We start from the raw sequence: 19,879 nt of genomic DNA on the forward strand, positions 1-19,879 counted from the left end.
CGCGGCGGTATCGCCGGCGCGGGACCGGCGGACGAAGGCGCGGCGGTCTGCGTCCCCGGCTGCATGGGCGCGGCTTGCTGCGCGGCCGTGGCGTCGCCCTGAGGCGCGGGCGCGGCCGTCCCGGCGTCGGCGCTGGTGTCCTGCGGTGCGCGCACCGGCTCGTTGAACCCGAATTCGTACACCGCCAGCAGGCCCACGATGATGAGCGCGCCGAAGCCGACGTAGACCGGCCAGCGCGCGGACTCGCCGCGCGGAATGACGACCTCGGTCGACGGCGGCGCTTCCTCGACCGGCACCGGTTGCGGCATCTCGTGCTCGATCGTGCGCAGCAGCGGCTGGGGATCGATGCCGAGGAGCTTCGCGTAGTTGCGCAGGAAACCGCGCACGAACACGCGGCCGGGCAGCCGGTCGTACGCGCCCTCCTCGAGCGCTTCGACCTGCGCGGGGGAGAGCTTAAGGTGCCGCGCGACGTCGCTCACCGACAGGTTGAGCTCCTCGCGCGCGGCGGCGAGCATCGCGCCGGGCGAGCTCTCGTGCCTGCCGTAATAACTCTGGCTCATTCTTCGATTCCGGCTTGCAACGCCGCCGCCTCTTTCGATTGCGGGAAGTTGCGGGTGAGCTGGGTGCCGTAGCTGGCGGCGGCGAGCTGGTCTCCGAGCTTGCGCTCGATGCGCACCGCGAGCCACAGGAACTCCGGATTGACGGGCGAGACTCTTTCCAGCCTCAGCAGATACTGTTTCGCCTGCGGATAGGCACGGCGCGAGTACGCCATGTCGGCGAGCTGATACAGCGCCTGCGGCTGCGCCGCCTGAAGCTTCAGCGCGCGGTTGAAATAATCCTCGGCCCGCGCGATATCGCCGCGGCGGCGCAGGCACAGCCCCGCGTTCACGTAGGAACGCTCGGGTGTCTTGTACAGCGGGTTGCGCAAAGCGGCGGTGAAATAGCGGATCGCCTCGTCGACGCGCTGCCTGTCGCACAGGAAACGGCCGTAGTTGTTGTTGGTGTCCGAATCGAGCGGATCGATGCGCAGCGCCTGCTGGAAGTTTTCGACGGCGAGCTTGTCTTCCTTGAGCTCGGCGTACACGAGGCCCGCGACATTGTAGGCCGGGCCGTAATCGGTGTCGGCCTTGAGCGCCTCGCGCACTTCCTCCAGCGCCACCGCCATGTTGCCGAACTCGTAATAGCTCGCGGCGAGCTCGGTGTGTATGCGTGCGCGCTCGCGGGCCTTGTTGTCGATGTTGGTCGTCGTGACCTGAGGCTTGAACTCCGAATCGGTGGTGCTGCGCGTCGTCGACACGCACGCGGCGAGCGCGAGCAACGCCGCCGCCGCGGCAGCGCCCCTCATCGTGCGAGCTCCTCCGACCGCGTGGGCGCGCTGCCCTGCAAGGCCGCACGCTTCTCGCGGCGCGCCTGGCGGCGCGTGCGGTCCTGCACCTCGCCCGCGAGCTGTCCGCACGCCGCGTCGATGTCGTCGCCGCGGGTCTTGCGCACCGTGGTGGTGAGACCGGCGCCGATCAGCACGTCGCGAAAACGCGCGACCGCTTCGGGTTTCGAGCGTTCGTAGCCCGAATCGGGGAACGGATTGAACGGGATCAGGTTGAGCTTGCACGGGACGTCGGCCACGACCGCCGCGAGCTCGCGCGCGTGCGCGAGCGTGTCGTTGACGCCGTCGAGCATGACGTATTCGAAGGTGACGAAATCGCGCGGCGCTTTCTCGATGTAGCGCACGCACGCTGCGAGCAGCTCGCGAATCGGGTACTTGCGATTGATCGGCACGAGCACGTCGCGAAGCTCGTCGTTCGGCGCGTGCAGCGACACCGCGAGCGCGACCGGGCACGCGTCGCGCAGCCGGTCCATGAACGGGACCAGTCCCGAGGTGGAGAGCGTGACGCGGCGGCGCGACAGGCCGTACGCCGAGTCGTCGAGCATGAGCTGCATCGCCGCCACCACGTTGTCGAAGTTCGCGAGCGGCTCGCCCATGCCCATCATCACCACGTTGGTGACGGGACGCTCTTGCTCTTTGGCGCGCGACGCTTCATCGCGTTCGTGCTCTACACCTGTAGCGGCCTTGAGCTCGCGATTCGCGTGCCACAGCTGGCCGATGATCTCGCCCACCGAGAGATTGCGGTTGAAGCCCTGCCGTCCGGTGGAGCAGAACGAGCACTCGAGCGCGCAGCCCGCCTGCGACGAGACGCACAGGGTGCCGCGCGCGGTCTCGGGGATGAAGACGGTCTCGATCGCGTTGCTGGTGCCGACGTCGAGCAGCCATTTGCGCGTGCCGTCGGCGGCCGTCGTGTCGCGGCGTACGCGCGGCGCTTCGACGACGGCGGTCTTCGCGAGCGCTTCGCGGAACGCCTTCGAGATGTCGCTCATCGCGCCGAAGTCGGCAACAAAGGCCTGGTGGATCCAGCGCATCAACTGCTTCGCGCGAAACGGCTTCTCGCCGAGCGCGGCGCAAAACGCCTGCAGCTCGGTTATGGATAAGCCGAGTAGATTCACCATGACCGTGAAAGGCGGGTTACCGCGAGCAGATGTCGAGCGCGGGGAAGAAGTAGGCGATCTCCACGGCCGCATTCTCCGCCGAATCGGAGCCGTGCACCGCGTTCGCGTCGATGCTTTGAGCGAAGTCCGCGCGAATGGTGCCTTTCTCGGCTTTCTTGGGATCGGTCGCGCCCATCAGGTCGCGGTTCTTCTGCATCGCGTTCTCGCCTTCGAGCACCTGGATCATCACGGGACCCGACGTCATGAAATCGACGAGGTCCTTGAAGAAGGGACGCTCCTTGTGCACTGCGTAAAAGCCTTCGGCCTCGCTGCGCGAAAGCTGTTTCATGCGCGCTGCGATGATGCGCAAGCCCGCTTTTTCGAAGCGGGTGTAGATCTCGCCGATGACGTTTTTAGCCACGGCGTCGGGTTTGATGATGGACAGAGTCCGTTCGGCAGCCATTCAGGTTTTCCTTGGAGGTTCCGGGAGTGTTCAGACTAACCTGTAAGAATAACACGATAAGGCTTTGAATAAAAGCAGGATCGGGCTCAAAAGCGCGCGTTTTCAGAGGCTTAAGCGCGGACCGGAGACACCCGTCCGGCACGTCCCGGCCGCCACAGCGCATCGATCGATTCCTCGCCGGGCGCGGCGTGGAAGCGGTGATCGACCGCGATGCCCGGGATGCAGACCAGCGCGTCGCCGCTGTAGATGAACGGCAGGCGGTCGCGGTCCCACGCCGCGATCCGCGCTTCCTGCAGGAGGTTCTTCACCGTGCGCGTCGGGCGATCGGGCTCGGGCTGGAGCTTTTCCCCGCCGCGCCGGGCGCGGATGGTGACCGGCTGCGATTGCAGCCGGGCGAGACTCATCCCCTCGCCGCGGGTGCGGCGCATCGCGAGGACGCCGTCGAGCACCGCGATCTCGCCTTCGCCCTTCCACTCGACCGCCACATCCGGCGACCGCCGCCGGCGAGGCGGCGTGAGATGCAGCGCATCGCCGCGGCGCCGCAGCGTGCAGTCGCCCAGATCGACTTCGACCCGAGCATCGGCGCGCGCGGTGAGCGCCTGCCGCAGCGCTTCGTCGAGCCGCCCGGCTTCGGGCATCCGATGACCCTGCGTGGCGAGCGCGTGGCGCAGCACGTTGCGCGCGCGCGCCGGCGACAGCGTCTCTAGGCGTGCGACCGACAATGCCTCGCCCGCGGCGTCGATGCGTGCAAGCTCGTCGAGCAGCTCGCTGGTCTCGGCGAAGCGGCGCGCGGCCCGCGCGAGGATGGTGCGGTACGCCGGAACGCGCTCCGCGATGCGCGGCGAGATCTCGTGGCGCAGCCAGTTGCGCAGGTAAGCGCCCGAGAGATTGCTCTCGTCCTCGATCCATTCGAGCTTGCGGCGGCGCGCGTAGGCTTCGATGTCGGCCCGTGCAACATCCAGTAACGGCCGCACGATCGACGGCTGCCCGCGTCTCACCGAAGGCATCGCAGACAATCCTTTGACGCCCGCCCCACGCAGAAGCTGCAGCAGCACGGTCTCCGCCTGATCGTCGGCGTTGTGCGCCAGCGCGATGACGTCGGCGCGCGCGCTCGCCAGCGCCGCGTAGCGCGCTTCGCGCGCGGCGCGCTCGGTGCTGTTGCCGCGCTCGACTTCGACCCGCTTGACGGTACAGGCGATGCCCCGCTCGCGGCACAGCGCGCGGCAGTGGCGCGCCCACATCGCAGCGTTCGGTGAAAGCCGGTGATCGACGTGCAGCGCGCGCAGCTCGAAACGCAGGCGCGGCGCGAGCCGCGCGAGCAGGTCGAGGAGCACGACCGAGTCGACGCCGCCGCTGAGCGCCAGCACGACACGTGTCCCCCACCCGACGACGCCTTTGAGGTGCGCCGCTGTGTGCCCCGCGAGATCGAGCGGCTTACTTCGCTTCGGCTTCCCTGAACTTGCCATACGCCATCAGCTTCTCGTAGCGCGCGGACGTGAGCTCGGCGACGGGCTTCTCCCTGAGCTTGAGCCAGGTCTCCTGGAGGGCTTTTTTCAAGGCCTGCATCATCGCGTCGTGATCGCGGTGCGCGCCGCCGAGCGGCTCGTGCACGATGCGGTCGACCAGGCCGAGCGCTTTGAGACGCGTGGCGGTGATGCCGAGCGTCTCCGCGGCTTCGGGCGCGTGCTCGGCGCTCTTCCAGAGGATGGACGCGCAGCCTTCGGGCGAGATCACGGAGTACGTCGAGTACTGGAGCATGAGCGTCGCATCGCCGATGGCGATGGCGAGCGCGCCGCCGGAGCCGCCTTCGCCGATCACCGTGCAGACGACCGGGACTTCGAGCGCGGCCATCTCGTAGAGGTTGCGGCCGATCGCCTCCGACTGCCCGCGCTCTTCGGCGCCGACGCCCGGATACGCGCCCGGCGTGTCGATGAACGTGAAGACCGGCACGCCGAATTTCTCCGCGAGCTTCATCAGCCGCAGCGCCTTGCGATAGCCCTCGGGCTTGGGCATGCCGAAGTTGCGGTGGATCTTCTCCTTGGTGTCGCGGCCTTTCTGATGGCCGATCACCATGCACGTCTCGCCGTTGAAACGCGCGAGGCCGCCGACGATCGCAGGGTCGTCCGCGAACGCGCGGTCGCCGTGCAGCTCTTCGAAGCCTTCGAAGATGCCGTTCGCGTAGTCGAGGGTGTACGGACGTTGCGGGTGGCGCGCGACCTGCGCGATCTGCCACGCGCTCAGCTTGCCGTAGATGTCGCGCGTGAGCGTCTGGCTTTTCTTCTGGAGACGGCCGATTTCCTCGGAGATGTCGACGGCGGAATCGTCCTGGACGAAACGCAGCTCTTCGATCTTGGCTTCGAGCTCGGCGACCGGCTGCTCGAAATCGAGAAAGGTCGTTTTCATCGACCCGATTATAGCGATTAGGATTCAGGATTCGGAGAGCAGCGTTTTTGCTTTTGACCGAATCCTGAATCCTGTTAACCGAATCCTAGTACCACGCCACGCCTTCGCCGCGCGGATCGCTGGCGGCCTGGACCGCGCCGTTCTTCGCCCTGAACACCGCCTGCATGTTGCCCCAGCGCCGGCTCGAGATCGCGATCTCGTGGCCTTTCGCGCGCATCGCCGCGCGCCACTCGTTCGAGAAGCCCTGCGGCTCGACCTCCACGCGGTCCGGCCAGAACTGGTGGTGATAGCGCGGCAGCGCGACGATCCTCGCGAGGTCGACTTCGGGCGTGTCGAGATACGCGAGCGTGGCGAGCAGCACCTGGCTCACGATGCGCGAGCCGCCGGGCGCGCCCAGCACCAGCACGCCTTTCTCGTCCTCGACGAACGTCGGCGTCATGCTCGACAGCGGGCGCTTGCGCGGCTCGATCCGGTTGGCCGCGCCCCCGCGCAGCAGAAACGCGTTCGGCGCGTCGCCGAGCGTGAAATCGTCCATCTCGTTGTTGAGCAGCACGCCCGTACCCGGCGCGACGATGCCCGACCCGAACAGGAGGTTGATCGTCACCGTCGCCGCGACGCGATTGCCCTCGCCGTCGACGATCGAGAAATGGGTGGTGTTGGTGCTGTGCGCGCGCGCCGCCGGCTCGCGCCCGCCGAGCGCTGCGCTCGCCGTCGCGCGGTTCGGGTCGATGCCCGCCGCACGTTGCTGCGCGTAGGCGCCCGATACGAGGCGATCGAGCGGCGGGTGCGCGAACTCGGGATCGCCGAGATAGCGCTCGCGGTCCTGGAAAGCGCGGCGCAGCGCTTCGACGACGAGATGGTCCTCCGCCGGTTCACCGATAGGGCCCGGCTTGAAGTTCTCCAGTATCGCCAGCGACTGGGCGAGCGCGACACCGCCCGCCGAAGGCAGCGCCGCCGCGGTGATCCTGGCGCCGCGGTAGGTGAAGCGCACCGGCTGGCGTTCCTGGATGGCGTACTGCTCGAGGTCAGCCGCGCGCCAAGCGCCGCCGGCACGGTTTACCGCGTCCAGCATCGCGCGCGCCACCGGCCCCTGATAGAAACCTCGGGCACCCTCGCGCGCGAGCCGCGTCAGCGTCGCCGCGAGATCCGGCTGTTTCAGCAGGAAACCCGCCTCGGGCGCTTTGCCGCGATCGAGGAAGACGTCGGTGCCCGCGCCCGATTGCAGGAATTTCTCGCGCATTTTCGCGATCTGCACAAAACGCGGATCGACGTCGAAGCCGTCCGCGGCGAGGCGTATCGCCGGGGCGAGCGTGGCGGCCAGGGGAAGCCGCCCGTAGCGCAACGCCAGGTGCGCCAGCGCCGCCGGCGTGCCGGGAATCGCCGCGGCGGTGCCTCCGCGCGTGGTGGCGTTCGGCCTGGGGCGGCCCTGCTCGTCGAAATACTGCGAGCGCGTGACGCCGCTTGGCGCGGTCTCGCGGGCGTCGACCATCGTCTGATAACCGTCGGACGCGCGATGCAGCAAAAAGAATCCGCCGCCGCCCAGTCCCGAGGAATACGGCTCGACCACCGCGAGCGCCGCGGCGACCGCCACCGCGGCATCGAAGGCATTGCCGCCCTGCCCGAGGATCGTGCGGCCCGCGGCGGTCGCGAGCGGATGCGCCGATGCGATCGCCGCGTTCTGCGGGGCGGGCGCGGCAATCGCAGACGCGCAGCAGACGACGACGAGGACGAGCGCGGCGGCGTGGCGCCGGAGCTGGCAGTAGAGATCGAGCATCGAGCGTCGCAATATAGCGCACGTTCGCGGCCCGCATGTTGCACGCACATCCCGCACGATCGTGATCAGGTAATATCCGGCCCTTTTTTCGTGAGGAACGCAGGCATGAAACGGTATCTGCTCGCGCTCGCGGCGCTCGCCGCAGCGGGCGCCCACGCCCAGAACTACCCCACCAAACCGGTGCGCATCGTCGTCGGCTTCACGCCCGGCGGCGGCGTCGACATCAACGCGCGCCTGCTCGCGCCGGAGCTCACCAAGATCTACGGCCAGCAGTTCATCGTGGACAACCGTCCAGGCGCGGGCACCAACATCGCCAACGAGCTCGTCGCCCGATCGCCGGCCGACGGGTATACGCTGCTCATGAATACCGCGGCGATCGCGATCAACATGACCCTCTACCGCAAGGTCAACTTCGACGCGGTCAAGGATTTCGCGCCGATCTCGATCTTCTCGCAAAGCCCGAACATCCTCACCGTGCATCCGTCGCTGCCGGTGAAGAACGTCAAGGATCTCGTCGCGCTCGCCAGGGCGAAGCCGGGCTCGCTGAACTATTCGTCGGCGGGCAGCGGCACGACCCAGCACCTGACGGCCGAGCTCTTCAAGCTGCGCACCGGCACCGACATCGTGCACATCCCGTACAAAGGCAGCGCGCCTTCGCTCACCGCCCTGCTCTCCGGCGAAGTCTCGCTCACCTTCGCCAACATCCCTGCGATCTCGTCGCACGTCAAGGCGAAGCGCCTGCGCGCGCTCGCCAACGCCGGATTCAAGCGCGCGGACCAACTGCCGGACGTGCCGACGCTGAAAGAATCGGGCATCAAGGGCGTCGAGGTGGTCGTGTGGTACGGCGTCCTCGCGCCGGACGGCACGCCCAAGGAGATCGTCAACGGCCTTGGCGGCGCGATTGCCAAAGTCGCCAAGAGCGCCGACATGCGCCGTATCCTGCACCAGCAGGGCGCGGAGCCGGTCGGCAACTCGCCCGAAGAGTTCTCGAAGCTCTTGCGCGAGGAAGTCGCCCGCTGGGGCGAGGTCGTCAAGGTGTCGGGCGCGAAAGCCGATTGACGCCTATCCGGCGTCAGTCGGGCGCGAAAGCCGACTGGCCGCGTCGCGCGCCATCAGCCACGCGCCGACGGCGAGCATCGCGGCGTCTATCCAGAAGACCGGGCCCATCCCCAGCACGGTGCCGAGCGAGCCGAACACGATCGGCATCGTGACTTCGGTGATCTTGGCCACCGTTTGACGCACGCCGATCGCCTCGCCCGAGCGCCCGGGCGGCGAGCGGTTGTACGCGAGCACCAGCGAGAGCGGGCTGCAGCAGCCCAGGCCGAGGCCGAGCACGAAGGACGCGGCGAGCAACGAGGCGAACCCCGATGCAAATGGAAACACGAGGCACGTCGCGACCGCGAGCCAGAGCGAGCCGGAAAGCACGCGCTCCTCGCTCGAGTGCCGGACGAGCCGCGGCATCACGGTCCGCACTGCGAGCAGCGCCACGGCGAATCCGGCCATGACGAGCCCGATCAGCGAAGCGGACATGCCGAGCGATTTTGCGTAGATCGGCAGGAAGAAGTTGTAGAGCTCGAACCCCGTCTCGATGATGCCCGTGGTGATCAAGAGACGCCGCAGCGGCACGTCGCGCAACATGTCCATGAAATGCTGTTCGCCCCTGGCCTTGTGCTTCGCAGGCGGGGCGCGGACGAGACTCGGGAAGAAGACCAGCGCGGCGATCGTCGGCATCACGATGGCGCCGAGGAGGAGATAGGTCGCGCGGTGCCCGAGCGCATCGATGGCGAAGCCGGCGGTGGTCGGCCCCATCAGCGCGGTGAACCCCACGCCCAGGCTGAAAATGCTGTAATTCTTCGTCCGCGCAGCGCCCTCGCCCATCGAACCGATGAGGTGCTGCACCGAAACGGTGTAGAAGATGTAGCACGAACCGGCGAGCACCGCGGACGCGAAGAGCGTCGGCAGCGCGGGCAGCGCGAACGGCAGCAGCAGCCCGACCGCGAGCCCGCAGGCGCCGAAAAGCATGGGCGCGCGATAACCGTAGCGATCGGAGAGCTTGCCCGCCCAGACCGACAGCACCACCGGGAAGACCGAGTACATCGAGAACAGCACGCCGATCGTCAGCGGACTCGCGCCCAGGTCGATGGCGAAGAGCGCGATGAGCACCTTGCTGCCTTTGAAGCTGGTGTGCGTGAGCACGGTCACCAGCACGATCAGATAGATCGGCATCGGGCAGCGGCGGGAAAGAAAGCTTGTTGGGCGGAGGGTATGCCGTTATTTTAACGTTCGTCGGCGCCGCGTCCCCGCGCGCGTCTCTATCCAAAGGAAGGAGCATCGTATGCAGCTCAGCAAAGTCGGCGTATTGAGCCCCGGAGACATGGGTCAGGCGGTCGCGGGACGGATCAAGGCGACAGGACGCGAGGTTTACACCTCGCTCGCAGGTCGCAGCGAGCGCACCGCGGCGCTGGCGAAGGAAGCGGGGCTCACCGATGCGGGCTCGGTGCGCAAGGTGGTGGAGACGTGCGACGCGGTGCTGTCGGTGATGAACCCCGGCTCGGCGGTCGACGCCGCCCGCGAAGTCGCCCAGGCGATGCGCAAGACGAAGAAGAAGCTCGTCTACGTCGACTGCAACGCGATCGCGCCTCAGACGGTGAAGGAGATCGAGACGCTGATCTCCGAGGCAGGCGGCACCTTCATCGACGGCGGCATCATCGGCCCGCCCCCGCGCGGCAAGGCGAAGACCAAGCTCTACATCTCGGGTCCGAACGCTACGCTCCTCACCGAGATCGAGGACGAGCAGCTGCGCATCCGCGTGGTCGGGGAGCGCAACGGCGACGCCTCGGCGGTGAAGATGTGCTACGCATCGATGACCAAGGGCACGATGGCGCTCGGGATGGAGCTCCTCATCGCCGCGCGCAAGCTCGGGGTCGAAGAACAGGTCGTGGCGGAGATGCAGGACAGTCAGGGCGACATGCTCGAATGGGTGCTGTCGCGCTCGGTGTCGATGCCGCCGAAAGCGTATCGCTGGGTGCCCGAGATGAACGAGATCGCCAAGACCTTCGAAGGCGCCGGCCTCACTCCGCGCATCCTGCTGGGTGCCGCCGACATGTACGAGTTCATCGCCGCGACGCCGCTGGGCAAGGAATCGCCCGAAGACGCGCGCAAGGCGGGCCGCAGCGGCACCGACATCGTGCACGGCCTGGCGGACGGTACGTCCTAGATCCGGAACATCGAGCGCCGGTCGTAGTTGAAGGTGATGAGGCCTTCGCCGCGCCCGGCGACGGTGCGCCCGAGCGAGATCTCGCCCGACCCGTCGAGCACGAGATCTTCGCGCAGCACGTGCACCTCGTGGCCGTCGGCAAACCTCACGAACGTCCCGTTGATGCTGTGGTCGATGAGGTAGAAGCGCGTGCGCACCAGCTTGATCGTCAGGTGGCGGCGTGAGGCGTAGCGGTCGGGCACCACGAGGTCGCATTCCTGCGCGCGCCCGACCGAGATCGTCGGACGCCACTGGTCGATGCGCACGCGCTCCTCGTCGTGGGTGACGATGAGGCTGCCGGTGTCGCGCGGGATGACCTTCTGCGACTGCAGGTTGATCTCGGTAACCTCGCGCGCGTCGACCTTCCACAGCGCCTGGTAGACGACCGACTCGCTGGTCGCCCCTTTCAGCACCGCGCGGAACACTGCGCGGATGTTGTCCTTCTGCTCGGCCGACAGCGCTTTTTCGGTCGCCTCGGACGCGAGGATCTGCTCGGGTCCAGCGACCGCGGTGAGGTACGCCGACACGTTGACGGTGTCGCCGAAGACGTCGCCATTCTCGAGCAGGACCGAGCCGTGGGCGATGCCGACGTGGATCGCGACCGGATAGTTGCCGGGCCGGTCGTTGGCGACGCAGGCCTGCATCTGCATCGCGCACTGCAGCCCGGCGTCCGCGGTCGGGAACATGCACATGACCGCGTCGCCGATCGTCTTCACCAGCACGCCGCCGTACCTGGGCAGGAGGGCGGTGATCGCGGTCAGCGTCGATCCGATGATGTTGCGGGCCGCGGTGTCGCCGAGCTTCTGATAGAGGGCGCTGCTCTCGCTCACGTCGGCGAAGACCATGCAGCGCACTGCGGTTTCTCTTGGCATGGCGCGAAATCTACCGGTTACTCGCCATGTCGTGCAACCGGTTACGCAGCGCCCCCGATGGCGCCGGGCTCTTCGAGCTCCGAAAAACGCACCGGCAAGATGTCGCGTGTGGAGAGCTGTCCGCCGCGGCTGCGCTCGACGAGGGTCAGCGTCTGCTTCGACGGTATGCCGGTCGGTATCACCATGCGCCCGCCGGCCTTCAACTGCGCGAGCAGCGGCGGCGGGATGAGCTCGCATGCGGCGGTCACGACGATCGCGTCGTACGGCCCGTGCTCGGGCCAGCCGTAGTAACCGTTGCCGATGTGCACGTCGATGTTGACGTAGCCCAGGCGCTCGAGGCGCCGCTCGGCGCCGGCGGCGAGCTCCTCGATGATCTCCACGGTATAGACGCGCTTGGCGAGCTCGGCCGCGATCGCCGCCTGGTAACCCGCGCCGGCGCCGATCTCGAGCACGACGTGCTGCGGACCGAGATCGAGCAGATCGGTCATCAGCGCAACGATGTACGGCTGGGAGATCGTCTTCTCGAAGCCGATCGGCAGCGGGCGGTTGAGATAGGCGTAGGGCTGGAGCTCGACCGGCACGAACTCGTGGCGCGGCACGCGCCCGACGACTCTCATCACGTCGGGCCCGAAGACGGACCGGCCGGTGTGGGCCGCGGTCGCCGCGGCTTCCTCGGCGATCTCCTCCATCATCTGCTCGCGCAGGGTTTCGAATACGTCGCGTTCCATTCGGGTCTCTCGCCCTGAACCCAGGCGTGCGTGCAAACAGCAGGCCGCGCACCGGTCGCCATCGACAAGCCGCTTTCGAGCGGTCACAATCGCGCGCTGTCGACTCAAGACCGGACGGCCCTCCTGCCGCCGCCCCGCCCTCCAATGACCCAAGACACGCGCAACATGGCCGTATTCTGCGACTTCGAAAACGTCGCGCTCGGCGTCCGAGACGCCAAATACGCCGATTTCGACATCGACAAAGTCCTCGAGCGCCTGCTCCTCAAGGGCAGCATCGTCGTCAAGAAAGCATACTGCGACTGGGAGCGCTACCGCGACTTCAAAAAAGCGATGCACGAGGCCTCGTTCGAGCTGATCGAGATCCCCCACGTGCGCATGTCGGGCAAGAATTCCGCGGACATCCGCATGGTCGTCGACGCGCTCGACCTCTGCTACACCAAATCGCACGTCGACACCTTCGTGATCGTGAGCGGCGATTCCGATTTCTCCCCGCTGGTGTCCAAGCTGCGCGAGAACAACAAGGTGGTGATCGGCGTCGGCGTGAAGAAGTCCACCTCGGACCTGCTGATGGCGAACTGCGACGAGTTCATCCTCTACGACGACCTCGTCCGCGAGAAAGCGAAAAAGCAGAGCCGCGCGAAGAAGAAAGCGCCGGCCAAGGCCGCGGGAGCGGACCCGTCGACGCCGGCGCCTGAGACCGACAAGCGGCAGGAAGCGCTCGACCTCGCGATGGAAACGATCGAGGCGCTGTTCGCCGAACGCTCGTCCGAGGAAAAGATCTGGGGGTCGATGGTCAAGCAGGCACTCAAGCGCCGGAACCCCGGTTTCAACGAGTCGTACTACGGCTACCGCTCGTTCGGCAAGCTCCTCGACGAGGCGGAAGCGCGCGGGCTCATCACGCTGGAACCGGACGAGAAGTCGGGCGGCGTCATCATCAAGACCTACCACGCCGACTACTGATGATCGTTCGCTCGGGCGGCGGCTGGCTCGCGCGCGCCGCGTTCGCACTGCTCGGCCTCGCGATCGCCGCAGTCGCTTTCTTCGCCGTCACGATCGCGCTCGTGATCGGCGTCCTCGTCGCGCTCGTGATCGGCGCGCGCTGGTGGTGGCTCATGCGCCGCGTACGCAAGGCCGCCGCGGCGCAAGGCCCGATCGAAGGCGAGTACACCGTCGTCGAGCGCGAGCCGCTCGACGGTCCCAAACGCTAGCGCTGCGCGTCTTCGCGCCGGCGTAGCGCGCGCGTCGCGTCCCCGGGCGGTATCGCGACGTCTCGCGCGGCTCTCTCGCGGGCTTCGTGTTCGAGCTCTTCGCGAAGACGCTGCTGCCGGTCGCGGTCCTGCAGGCGCGACTGGAAATCGGCTGAATGATTCGACGGCGGAGCGATCGCCCGGCTCTGCTGTTGTTGCATGCGCAGGCCGAGCTCGAGCTGTTGCCGATCGCGCTGGAGCAACTGGCGCTGGACTTCGCTGTCCGCGGCGTAGACGGCCGGGGCGCACAGCAGTGCAGCGAAGAGCGCGCGCGTGCGCATCACGTTCGCCGCGGCGCTTTCTCCTGCGCCCGCGCATCGAAGCGCGCGACCTCCACGATGATGCGCTCGTGCGTGCCCTCCCCGATGCGGTCGCGCTCGTCGTCGGCCCAGATGCGAAAGGTGAGACGCCGTCCGTCGATCTTGATCAGCTCCGCGCGCGCGGTGACGTGCAGACCCACCGGCGTCGCCGCGACGTGGGTGATGTCGAGACGCGTGCCCACCGTCTGGTAGCCCGGCGGGAGCAGACCTTCGACCGCGTTCAGCGACGCTTCCTCCATGAGGCCGACCATCACCGGTGTCGCGAGCACCTTGATCTTGCCGCTGCCCACGTGCGGAGCAGTGTCGCGTGTGCCGACGACGATCTCGGTGGAGCCGACGAGGCCGGGCTTGAGCGTTTCGGGGAGGTTCATTGCGCAGTCTTCGTGTTGCGATCGGCCGAGTCTAACCCTGTAGAGCGGCTGGCTTCTGACCGCGGATACGCGGCCAAACCGGCGCCATGCGTCCACGATGTGGACATCGGCGCCCCGGGCTCCGGGGACCATGTTATAGTCGTGCCATCAATCCTCTAATCAATCCGCACTCCCCATGGACCGTCGGATTTCATCCGGTCCCGTTCACAATCTGATCGCAACCGCGCGTGCCCGTGCTGCCGGCAGTCCGCGCGTCTGCGTCGCAACATCGCCGGGCGGCCGCATCCGTCCCGGTGTGCCTATGCTAGGCGGGATTCGCCGGCTCGTGCCGGAAAGGAGTCTCGCGTAGCGATGTTCGGGCAGGGTCTCGCGCTCTGCCGATAACCAGCTCGTCCGGGGGACGAACGTTAGGAGGGTAGTGATGAGAGTGATCTGGCGCTTTTTCGTGGGCGAGGATGCACGCTGGCGGTGGCAGCAACTATCCGTCGATCGGAATGTTGTCGCCGAGTCGCGCACGTCCTACGAGAAATACGAGCGATGCCTCGCCGCGGCGCAAAGCAAAGGCTACGTGTTCGAAGCCGCGCAGCCCCGGCTGCCCCGCCCGGGCAACCGCATCTACTCCAGACAATAACTCGAACTGCCGGATTGGTAACGGGCCCGCATTTGCGGGCCCGTTTTGTTTTGAGCCGCCTGCAGCCGCTCAAAACAAACGGTGAACGCCTCGGAGGGAAATCAAGGTTTCGCTCCGAGACCTCCCTCCCTGTTTCAGTCACTCAGACGGTCGCGAGGACTTTTCCCCAGCGCGGGTCGGGTCGGTGGAGCATGCGATCGCCCGCGGCGACGAGGGCCGCCGCGGTGGTCGAGGTGATGTTGAGCAGCACCGGCTTGCCGAACTGCGCTTCGAGCAGCGGCACCGCGTGAATCGCAAACCACAGGCCGCCCGGCAGGAGCAACGCCTGCGCGTCGGGGGCGTCGCGCAGCGCTTCGGCGCCGAGCTCGACGGCGAGCTCGTGGTCCGCCGCGGCGCTGGAATACTTGTTCTCCTGCAGCGACCGCGCGCGCGAACGGCACACCCGCACTTCGATGCCGGCTTCGGCGAGATAGCGCGTGAGCGCGTCGGTCACCGCGGCCGGCCAGCGCGTCGCGAGCGCGATGCGCGTAGCGCCCAGGCGGTGCAGCGTCGCGATGTGCGCCTCGAGGTCGGTGTCGCACGGAATGCCGGTGCGCTGCTCGGCTTCGGCGAGGATCTCGCGCATGCGCTTGCGGCCGAGCGCCGAGGCGACGGGCACGCCGGAGAGCGAAAGACGGTCGACTTTTTTCGATGCGAGCAGGTCGAAGGCGCGCCACAGGCTGGGGAGCTCCTCCTCCACGGCCTTGATGCTGTATTCCTTGAGGTTGAGCCCGGTCGTGAGCAGCATCATCCCTTCGGGCGCGACGCGGTAGAACTGGTACGCGTCGAGATCGGTGTAGAGGTGCGGAATGACGTAACCGAGCTGGTACCACGGGGTGATGATGCTCATCGCGAACGTTTCCTCGACGTGTTGGCCGCGCCGATGGTACCACCGCTCGCGAGCGCCGCCCGACGGCGGCGCGGACGGAACCTAGCCGCCGTGGACGTGCTGCGGTTCCTCGTCGTACACCACGCCCTTGTGGGGCAGGTCGTCGATCTCCTCGACGCCTACCCTGCCCGCCTCGACCAGGGCCGCGACCTTCGCGCCTGCGCGCACCGACTGGTCGGCCGAGCGGTAGTGGCGCGCCGATTCGGGCGCGTCGGTCCACGAGGTGCCGTCGCCCGCTGCCCCGCCTCTGTAATAGAGGCGGCCGTCGTTGAACTCACGGATGATGCGGTAGAACATCGCGTTCTCTCCCATGACCGCGGCCCACGCCCCGCCGCGGGCGCGCGACCGCAATGCCGCGCCTATCCAAGTGTGACCGATGGTGCTGTTGCGCGTCTGCCGGGACATCGTGACGATCGGCAACCGTTACCCACCCCCTCGGCTAGCAATTTTGTGCCCCGGCCGCGCGAATCAGGCGCCGGGGAACGCGTCCTCGACGCTGAAGGGCTCCGGCGCACGCCCGGCGCGGCGGCGCTCGTCCATGCGCCCGTAGGCCGTTTCGAGGTTGCGGACGAAGCGGGGGGTGTCGAACAAGGCGGAAGCCGGGGCGACTGCACGCAGCTTCTGCGTGACGGCCGCGAGAGCCTGCCGGTCGGTTGCGTAGCGGATGGCCGTTTCGCGATAGGCGTGTAGATCGTGCACCGCGAGCTCGGGCAACCCGCACGCGTGGACCAGGCTCGCGGCCACCCGTGTGGCGAAGGTGCGTCCGGGCGCGGTCAGGACCGGCAGGCCCGCCCACAGCGCGTCGCTCGTGCCGGTGTGGGCGTTGTACGCGGGGGTGTCGAGGAAGAGATCGGCCAGACGATGCCGCGCGAGGTGCTCGGGTTTGGCGAGGTTGCCCGCGAACACGAGGCGCGTCCCGTCGACGCCGGCCGCGCCGGCCGCGCGGGCGAGATTGCGCTCGGCCTGCGCATCGCCGTGCAGCAGCCACAGCACGCTGCCGGGCACGGCGCGCAGGATATCCATCCACACCGAGAACACCCTGCGGTCGATCTTGCTCAGGCGGTTGAAGCTGCAATAGACGAAAGCATTTTCGGCCAGGCCTTCGTCCGCGCGCGTGCGCGCGGTCTTCGCGACCGGCTGCCGCGAGTCGTTCACCTGATAGCTGCCGGGCAGGCGCACGACGCGCTCGGTGAACTCGTGCTCGTGTCCCGGCGGAGTCGCCACCGCGTCGGAGATGAAATAGTCGATGAAGTCCGCGCCCATGGTGCCCGGATAGCCGAGCCAGCTCACCTGCAGCGCGGCCGGGCGCAGCGCGAAGATGTCCGGCCGCGAATGGGCCGTATAGCCTTTCATGTCGACCAGGATGTCGACGCGGTCCGCGGCGATGCGCCGCGCGGTCGCCTCCGCGTTTTCGTTGCGGATGTCGACGAAGCGGTCGCTCGTCTGCTCGATGTGCCGCCGATAGTGGCTGCCGTCGTCGGGACCGCTCGAGTACACGTACACCTCGAAGCGCTCGCGGTCGTGCGCCGCGTACAGACCGTACGTGAGGTGCGCCGTCGCGTGATCGTAGAGATCGGCGGAAACGTAGCCGACGCGTATGCGCGCGGTGTCGCGCGCATCCCGACGCGCGCCCGGCGCCCGATCCGCGACATTACCCGCCAGATCGAGCGCGCGCTGCTCGGCGACGTCCTTGGCGATCTCGCCCGGGAACAACGTCAGCGCGGTGAACGGCTCCACGCGCTGCGCCCACAGGGCGCGGGGCTGACGTGCGCGATATTCGAAGAACGCTTCGCGCCAGCGCTCGACCGCGTCCCAGTCGCAGCAGTCGAGATAGGCGTCGACGAGGCTCGCGTGCGCCTTGTGCATGCCGGGCTCGAGCGCGATCGCACGCTCGAAGCACGGTATCGCTTCGGCGTTTCGCCGCAGGCGGTTGTAGCAGACGCCTAGATCGTAGTGCGCGCCCGCCAGCCGCGGCTGCATCTCGATCACGCGCGCGAGGATCGGAACCGCGTCGGCGTAGCGCTGGAGGCGCAGCAGCGCGACCGCGAGATTCACCCACGCGGTCGGCTCGTCGGGCATGAGGCGCGCGACGTCGCGAAAGCAGCGCTCGGCGTTCTCGAAATCGCCGCGGCCGTAATGCGCGAGCCCTTGCGCGTGCACCGCGTCCACGTCGATGCGCGGTTTGAAGAATCCTGAAAGCAGTCTCAGAAGCACGGCGTCGAAATTACCACGCGTCAGCCGATCTCGACGTCCAGCCGGTGCGCCTTGCGCCCGCCGCGCGGCACGTCGGCGGGCAGGGTGACGTCGGCGAGCAGCGTGCGCGAGAACTCGACCGCGCGCTGCACGAGCGCCTGTGACGCCTCGCGCAGCTCGGCGCTCTGCTGCACCTGGGTCACGTTGCGCTCCATGTCCTCCGCCGACCAGCCGCGCGTGTGCGCGATGAACGGAAACGGCGGGAACGAGAAACCGAGCTCCGAGAAGAACGCCAGCATGCCGCCCGCGACGCCCTGCACGTTGTCCTGTCCGCCGGTGATGATGAACCCCGCGACCTTGTCGCGGATGAGCACCCGGTCGTGCGTCGTGATCTCGTTCTGCACGCAGTTCAGACGCTCGGCCATCTTGAAGTACAGCGCGCTCGCCACACCCCAGCGGATCGGCGTGGAGACGAGCACGACGTCGGCCCAGTGCACGACCGCCTCGTACACCTGCGCCATCTCGTCCTTGTCGTCCATCTGCGTGATCGAGCACGGCCACGTGCATGCCCGCGCGCTCTTCGAGTAATAGCCTTCGCAGTTGCGGAAGTCGAGCGAGCGCAGGCGGATGTGTTCGGTCTCGCACGCGAGGCCCTGCCGGGCATATTCGAGCGCGGCGTCGAGCAGCGCTTCGGAGGTCGAGTAGCGCGGGTTCGCCGCATCCATCACCGTCGTCGAGATGCCGACCACGCGCGTCGATCCGGGGACCCTTTCGACCGGACGCGCCAGCGGGTGCGGCGCGTGCGGCTTGCGGTTGCGGCGGGTCGCGTTGTCGGTGCGCACGTACAGCCGGCCGTCGCGCACCCGCACTTCGTAGGCGGGCACGCAGTCCTCCTCGAAACCCGGCTCGCCCTTGCCGGTGCTGCGATGGAATTTCCAGTTGTGCCACGGGCAGACGACGTAATCGCCGTCGAGCCGTCCCTGCCCCAACGGCCCGCCGACGTGATTGCAGCTGCCGCCGATCGCCCCGAGCTCGCCGTCGCGGCACGTGATCGCGATGCGCGTGCGACCGCACATCGCCTCGGACACCGGCGCCGCCAGGAACCGCGCGACGTCGCCCACGTCTTCCCACTTTTCTTCGGTCATGGCGTCTCCCTATTTGATGCTCTGACGCGCGCTTAGGAAGTAGACGATGCGCGCGAGCTCGTCCGGCGTGGCGACCAGACCGTTGCCGGCCATGCGCGAGACGATCGCTGTCATCTCGTCGCGCGTGCCGCTCACCTGCGGCAGCGGGTGGCATTGCACGCACTTCGCCTCGAACGTCTTCCTGGAGGCGTCGATGTCGAATTGCGCGTCGGCCGGGAGATTGCGCACCGCGTCTACGGACGCCTGATTCTCCATCTCCTGCCCGCGTTTGGCGACCAGCGCCTGCTGGAGATCGGGCGACATCGCGACGAGGTAGGCGGCAACGTGCCAGCGCTCCTCGGTGCCGATCGGCTTGCCGATGACCGCGCGGTCGGCCATGCGGTTGACCGTCTGGAACCACACGTCCGGCGGCTTGGGTTTGACGAGCACGGTGCGCAGATCGTGGCACTGCACGCACTTGCTCAGCAGCACGCGGCGTCCCATCTCCAGCCCCTGCGTCGAGGCGAGCGTCTCGACGTTGGCTTCCTTCGGAAAACCGGCGCGCGGCAGCAATGTCTTAAGGCGCTCGAGGTTCTCTTTCGACAGCACCGAGCCGAAGGCCTGCTGCGAGAGGTACTGCTCCTTGAAGACGAACGGCACCGACAGCCCGACGAGCAGCACGGTGCAGATCACCATCACGACGCCGAGAAACGGCACGAGCGCGCTTTCGAGGTGCTTGAAGAAGCGCACGATGCTGATCTTCACGATCAGGATGACGCCGATCGCCAGCCCGAGCGTGAGGTGCATCACGGTGCGCGGCGGCAGCTCGATCTGGTAATGCCAGATGCGCGGCAGCATCTGCGCCATGAGGAAGACATAGATCGCGAGGAACGCATAGCCGGTGTAGCGATGGATGCGCATGAGCCTCGGCGGCGCGGAGCTCTTGCCCGAGGCCTCGTCGAACGGATAGCCCCACAGATGGAACATGAGGAGCATGTTGACGATGCCCAGCGCGAGGAACGTCAGTCCGAGCAATACGTTGAGCCATGTATCCATCCGGTCCCCCGGCGAATGTGGGTCGGACCCCG

Annotated in this window: 21 protein-coding genes and 1 pseudogene; 5 read left to right on the top strand and 17 right to left on the bottom strand. The window is 67.5% G+C overall.

Features of this window, described 5'->3' with window-relative positions; all coding sequences use genetic code 11:
• From VHP37_20410 to ggt, 7 genes are all read right to left on the bottom strand, one after another.
• On the bottom strand, positions 1-560 hold a 560-nt coding region (locus VHP37_20410; GenBank protein ID HEX2828729.1), incomplete at its 3' end, for a helix-turn-helix domain-containing protein.
• The gene (gene pilW, locus VHP37_20415; GenBank protein ID HEX2828730.1) at positions 557-1,345 is read right to left on the bottom strand and encodes a type IV pilus biogenesis/stability protein PilW; all 789 of its coding nucleotides are present in this window, start codon (positions 1,343-1,345) and stop codon (positions 557-559) included. The genes pilW and VHP37_20410, both read right to left, overlap by 4 nt.
• Positions 1,342-2,502 carry a 23S rRNA (adenine(2503)-C(2))-methyltransferase RlmN gene (gene rlmN / locus VHP37_20420; protein HEX2828731.1) on the bottom strand — a complete coding sequence of 387 codons (1,161 nt, stop codon included), beginning with the start codon at positions 2,500-2,502 and terminating at the stop codon, positions 1,342-1,344. Before rlmN ends, pilW begins: the two co-directional genes overlap by 4 nt.
• 16 nt (positions 2,503-2,518) lie before the next feature.
• Positions 2,519-2,944, bottom strand: a complete 426-nt coding sequence (gene ndk, locus VHP37_20425; GenBank protein HEX2828732.1) for a nucleoside-diphosphate kinase — start codon at positions 2,942-2,944, stop codon at positions 2,519-2,521.
• Positions 2,945-3,054: 110 nt separating this feature from the next.
• The gene (tilS, locus tag VHP37_20430) at positions 3,055-4,410 is read right to left on the bottom strand and encodes a tRNA lysidine(34) synthetase TilS (GenBank protein HEX2828733.1); all 1,356 of its coding nucleotides are present in this window, start codon (positions 4,408-4,410) and stop codon (positions 3,055-3,057) included.
• On the bottom strand, positions 4,379-5,347 hold the full coding sequence (locus VHP37_20435; GenBank protein ID HEX2828734.1) for an acetyl-CoA carboxylase carboxyltransferase subunit alpha: 969 nt from the start codon (positions 5,345-5,347) through the stop codon (positions 4,379-4,381). The genes tilS and VHP37_20435 overlap by 32 nt, the downstream gene beginning before the upstream one ends.
• 85 nt (positions 5,348-5,432) lie before the next feature.
• Positions 5,433-7,121 carry a gamma-glutamyltransferase gene (ggt, locus tag VHP37_20440; protein HEX2828735.1) on the bottom strand — a complete coding sequence of 563 codons (1,689 nt, stop codon included), beginning with the start codon at positions 7,119-7,121 and terminating at the stop codon, positions 5,433-5,435.
• 105 nt (positions 7,122-7,226) lie between these two features.
• Here ggt and VHP37_20445 point away from each other — a divergent pair, with 105 nt between their 5' ends.
• The gene (locus tag VHP37_20445) at positions 7,227-8,180 is read left to right on the top strand and encodes a tripartite tricarboxylate transporter substrate binding protein (GenBank protein ID HEX2828736.1); all 954 of its coding nucleotides are present in this window, start codon (positions 7,227-7,229) and stop codon (positions 8,178-8,180) included.
• A gap of 3 nt (positions 8,181-8,183) precedes the next feature.
• On the opposite strand, the gene VHP37_20450 is transcribed toward VHP37_20445, so the two are convergent.
• The gene (locus tag VHP37_20450; GenBank protein HEX2828737.1) at positions 8,184-9,347 is read right to left on the bottom strand and encodes an MFS transporter; all 1,164 of its coding nucleotides are present in this window, start codon (positions 9,345-9,347) and stop codon (positions 8,184-8,186) included.
• A 109-nt stretch (positions 9,348-9,456) separates the two neighbouring features.
• On the opposite strand from VHP37_20450, the gene VHP37_20455 reads away from it, so the two are divergent.
• Complete coding sequence (locus VHP37_20455; protein HEX2828738.1) at positions 9,457-10,338, top strand: DUF1932 domain-containing protein; 882 nt, start codon at positions 9,457-9,459, stop codon at positions 10,336-10,338.
• Here the strand turns inward: VHP37_20455 and VHP37_20460 are convergent.
• Together VHP37_20460 and VHP37_20465 are read right to left on the bottom strand one after the other, a co-directional pair.
• On the bottom strand, positions 10,335-11,249 hold the full coding sequence (locus VHP37_20460) for an adenylate/guanylate cyclase domain-containing protein (protein ID HEX2828739.1): 915 nt from the start codon (positions 11,247-11,249) through the stop codon (positions 10,335-10,337). The genes VHP37_20455 and VHP37_20460 overlap by 4 nt on opposite strands.
• 41 nt (positions 11,250-11,290) lie before the next feature.
• On the bottom strand, positions 11,291-11,977 hold the full coding sequence (locus VHP37_20465; protein HEX2828740.1) for a protein-L-isoaspartate(D-aspartate) O-methyltransferase: 687 nt from the start codon (positions 11,975-11,977) through the stop codon (positions 11,291-11,293).
• A 144-nt stretch (positions 11,978-12,121) separates the two neighbouring features.
• Here VHP37_20465 and VHP37_20470 point away from each other — a divergent pair.
• Positions 12,122-12,901 (top strand): annotated as a pseudogene (locus tag VHP37_20470) (NYN domain-containing protein).
• Positions 12,902-12,936: 35 nt separating this feature from the next.
• Positions 12,937-13,185 carry a hypothetical protein gene (locus VHP37_20475; protein ID HEX2828741.1) on the top strand — a complete coding sequence of 83 codons (249 nt, stop codon included), beginning with the start codon at positions 12,937-12,939 and terminating at the stop codon, positions 13,183-13,185.
• Here VHP37_20475 and VHP37_20480 read toward each other — a convergent pair.
• A complete protein-coding gene (locus VHP37_20480; GenBank protein ID HEX2828742.1) occupies positions 13,182-13,505 on the bottom strand; it encodes a hypothetical protein in 324 nt (107 codons plus the stop codon). The genes VHP37_20475 and VHP37_20480 overlap by 4 nt on opposite strands.
• The gene (locus tag VHP37_20485) at positions 13,505-13,915 is read right to left on the bottom strand and encodes a thioesterase family protein (protein HEX2828743.1); all 411 of its coding nucleotides are present in this window, start codon (positions 13,913-13,915) and stop codon (positions 13,505-13,507) included. Before VHP37_20485 ends, VHP37_20480 begins: the two co-directional genes overlap by 1 nt.
• A gap of 421 nt (positions 13,916-14,336) precedes the next feature.
• Here VHP37_20485 and VHP37_20490 point away from each other — a divergent pair, with 421 nt between their 5' ends.
• Positions 14,337-14,546 (top strand): hypothetical protein, encoded by a 210-nt coding sequence (locus VHP37_20490; GenBank protein HEX2828744.1) that lies wholly within the window; start codon positions 14,337-14,339, stop codon positions 14,544-14,546.
• 142 nt (positions 14,547-14,688) lie between these two features.
• Here VHP37_20490 and VHP37_20495 read toward each other — a convergent pair whose 3' ends face one another.
• The 5 genes from VHP37_20495 to VHP37_20515 form a co-directional block, all read right to left on the bottom strand.
• The gene (locus VHP37_20495) at positions 14,689-15,435 is read right to left on the bottom strand and encodes a hypothetical protein (GenBank protein HEX2828745.1); all 747 of its coding nucleotides are present in this window, start codon (positions 15,433-15,435) and stop codon (positions 14,689-14,691) included.
• Between the two features lie 81 nt (positions 15,436-15,516).
• Positions 15,517-15,879 carry a hypothetical protein gene (locus VHP37_20500; protein ID HEX2828746.1) on the bottom strand — a complete coding sequence of 121 codons (363 nt, stop codon included), beginning with the start codon at positions 15,877-15,879 and terminating at the stop codon, positions 15,517-15,519.
• 63 nt (positions 15,880-15,942) lie between these two features.
• Entirely contained in the window at positions 15,943-17,688 is a 1,746-nt protein-coding gene (locus VHP37_20505; protein ID HEX2828747.1) for a tetratricopeptide repeat protein, read from the bottom strand.
• Positions 17,689-17,708: 20 nt separating this feature from the next.
• Positions 17,709-18,812 carry a Rieske 2Fe-2S domain-containing protein gene (locus tag VHP37_20510; GenBank protein HEX2828748.1) on the bottom strand — a complete coding sequence of 368 codons (1,104 nt, stop codon included), beginning with the start codon at positions 18,810-18,812 and terminating at the stop codon, positions 17,709-17,711.
• A 9-nt stretch (positions 18,813-18,821) separates the two neighbouring features.
• Positions 18,822-19,847 (bottom strand): cytochrome c, encoded by a 1,026-nt coding sequence (locus tag VHP37_20515; protein ID HEX2828749.1) that lies wholly within the window; start codon positions 19,845-19,847, stop codon positions 18,822-18,824.
• Between the last annotated feature and the right edge of the window lie 32 nt (positions 19,848-19,879).

This window comes from Burkholderiales bacterium, assembly GCA_036262035.1.
Classification (GTDB): domain Bacteria; phylum Pseudomonadota; class Gammaproteobacteria; order Burkholderiales; family SG8-41; genus JAQGMV01.

Bases quoted from the DNA above. Each gene is read 5' to 3' on its own strand.
- pilW (HEX2828730.1), bottom strand. From the start codon at position 1,345: ATGAGGGGCGCTGCCGCGGCGGCGGCGTTGCTCGCGCTCGCCGCGTGC.
- rlmN (HEX2828731.1), bottom strand. From the start codon at position 2,502: ATGGTGAATCTACTCGGCTTATCCATAACCGAGCTGCAGGCGTTTTGC.
- ndk (HEX2828732.1), bottom strand. From the start codon at position 2,944: ATGGCTGCCGAACGGACTCTGTCCATCATCAAACCCGACGCCGTGGCT.
- tilS (HEX2828733.1), bottom strand. From the start codon at position 4,410: ATGGCAAGTTCAGGGAAGCCGAAGCGAAGTAAGCCGCTCGATCTCGCG.
- VHP37_20435 (HEX2828734.1), bottom strand. From the start codon at position 5,347: ATGAAAACGACCTTTCTCGATTTCGAGCAGCCGGTCGCCGAGCTCGAA.
- ggt (HEX2828735.1), bottom strand. From the start codon at position 7,121: ATGCTCGATCTCTACTGCCAGCTCCGGCGCCACGCCGCCGCGCTCGTC.
- VHP37_20445 (HEX2828736.1), top strand. From the start codon at position 7,227: ATGAAACGGTATCTGCTCGCGCTCGCGGCGCTCGCCGCAGCGGGCGCC.
- VHP37_20450 (HEX2828737.1), bottom strand. From the start codon at position 9,347: ATGCCGATCTATCTGATCGTGCTGGTGACCGTGCTCACGCACACCAGC.
- VHP37_20455 (HEX2828738.1), top strand. From the start codon at position 9,457: ATGCAGCTCAGCAAAGTCGGCGTATTGAGCCCCGGAGACATGGGTCAG.
- VHP37_20460 (HEX2828739.1), bottom strand. From the start codon at position 11,249: ATGCCAAGAGAAACCGCAGTGCGCTGCATGGTCTTCGCCGACGTGAGC.
- VHP37_20465 (HEX2828740.1), bottom strand. From the start codon at position 11,977: ATGGAACGCGACGTATTCGAAACCCTGCGCGAGCAGATGATGGAGGAG.
- VHP37_20475 (HEX2828741.1), top strand. From the start codon at position 12,937: ATGATCGTTCGCTCGGGCGGCGGCTGGCTCGCGCGCGCCGCGTTCGCA.
- VHP37_20480 (HEX2828742.1), bottom strand. From the start codon at position 13,505: ATGCGCACGCGCGCGCTCTTCGCTGCACTGCTGTGCGCCCCGGCCGTC.
- VHP37_20485 (HEX2828743.1), bottom strand. From the start codon at position 13,915: ATGAACCTCCCCGAAACGCTCAAGCCCGGCCTCGTCGGCTCCACCGAG.
- VHP37_20490 (HEX2828744.1), top strand. From the start codon at position 14,337: ATGAGAGTGATCTGGCGCTTTTTCGTGGGCGAGGATGCACGCTGGCGG.
- VHP37_20495 (HEX2828745.1), bottom strand. From the start codon at position 15,435: ATGAGCATCATCACCCCGTGGTACCAGCTCGGTTACGTCATTCCGCAC.
- VHP37_20500 (HEX2828746.1), bottom strand. From the start codon at position 15,879: ATGTCCCGGCAGACGCGCAACAGCACCATCGGTCACACTTGGATAGGC.
- VHP37_20510 (HEX2828748.1), bottom strand. From the start codon at position 18,812: ATGACCGAAGAAAAGTGGGAAGACGTGGGCGACGTCGCGCGGTTCCTG.
- VHP37_20515 (HEX2828749.1), bottom strand. From the start codon at position 19,847: ATGGATACATGGCTCAACGTATTGCTCGGACTGACGTTCCTCGCGCTG.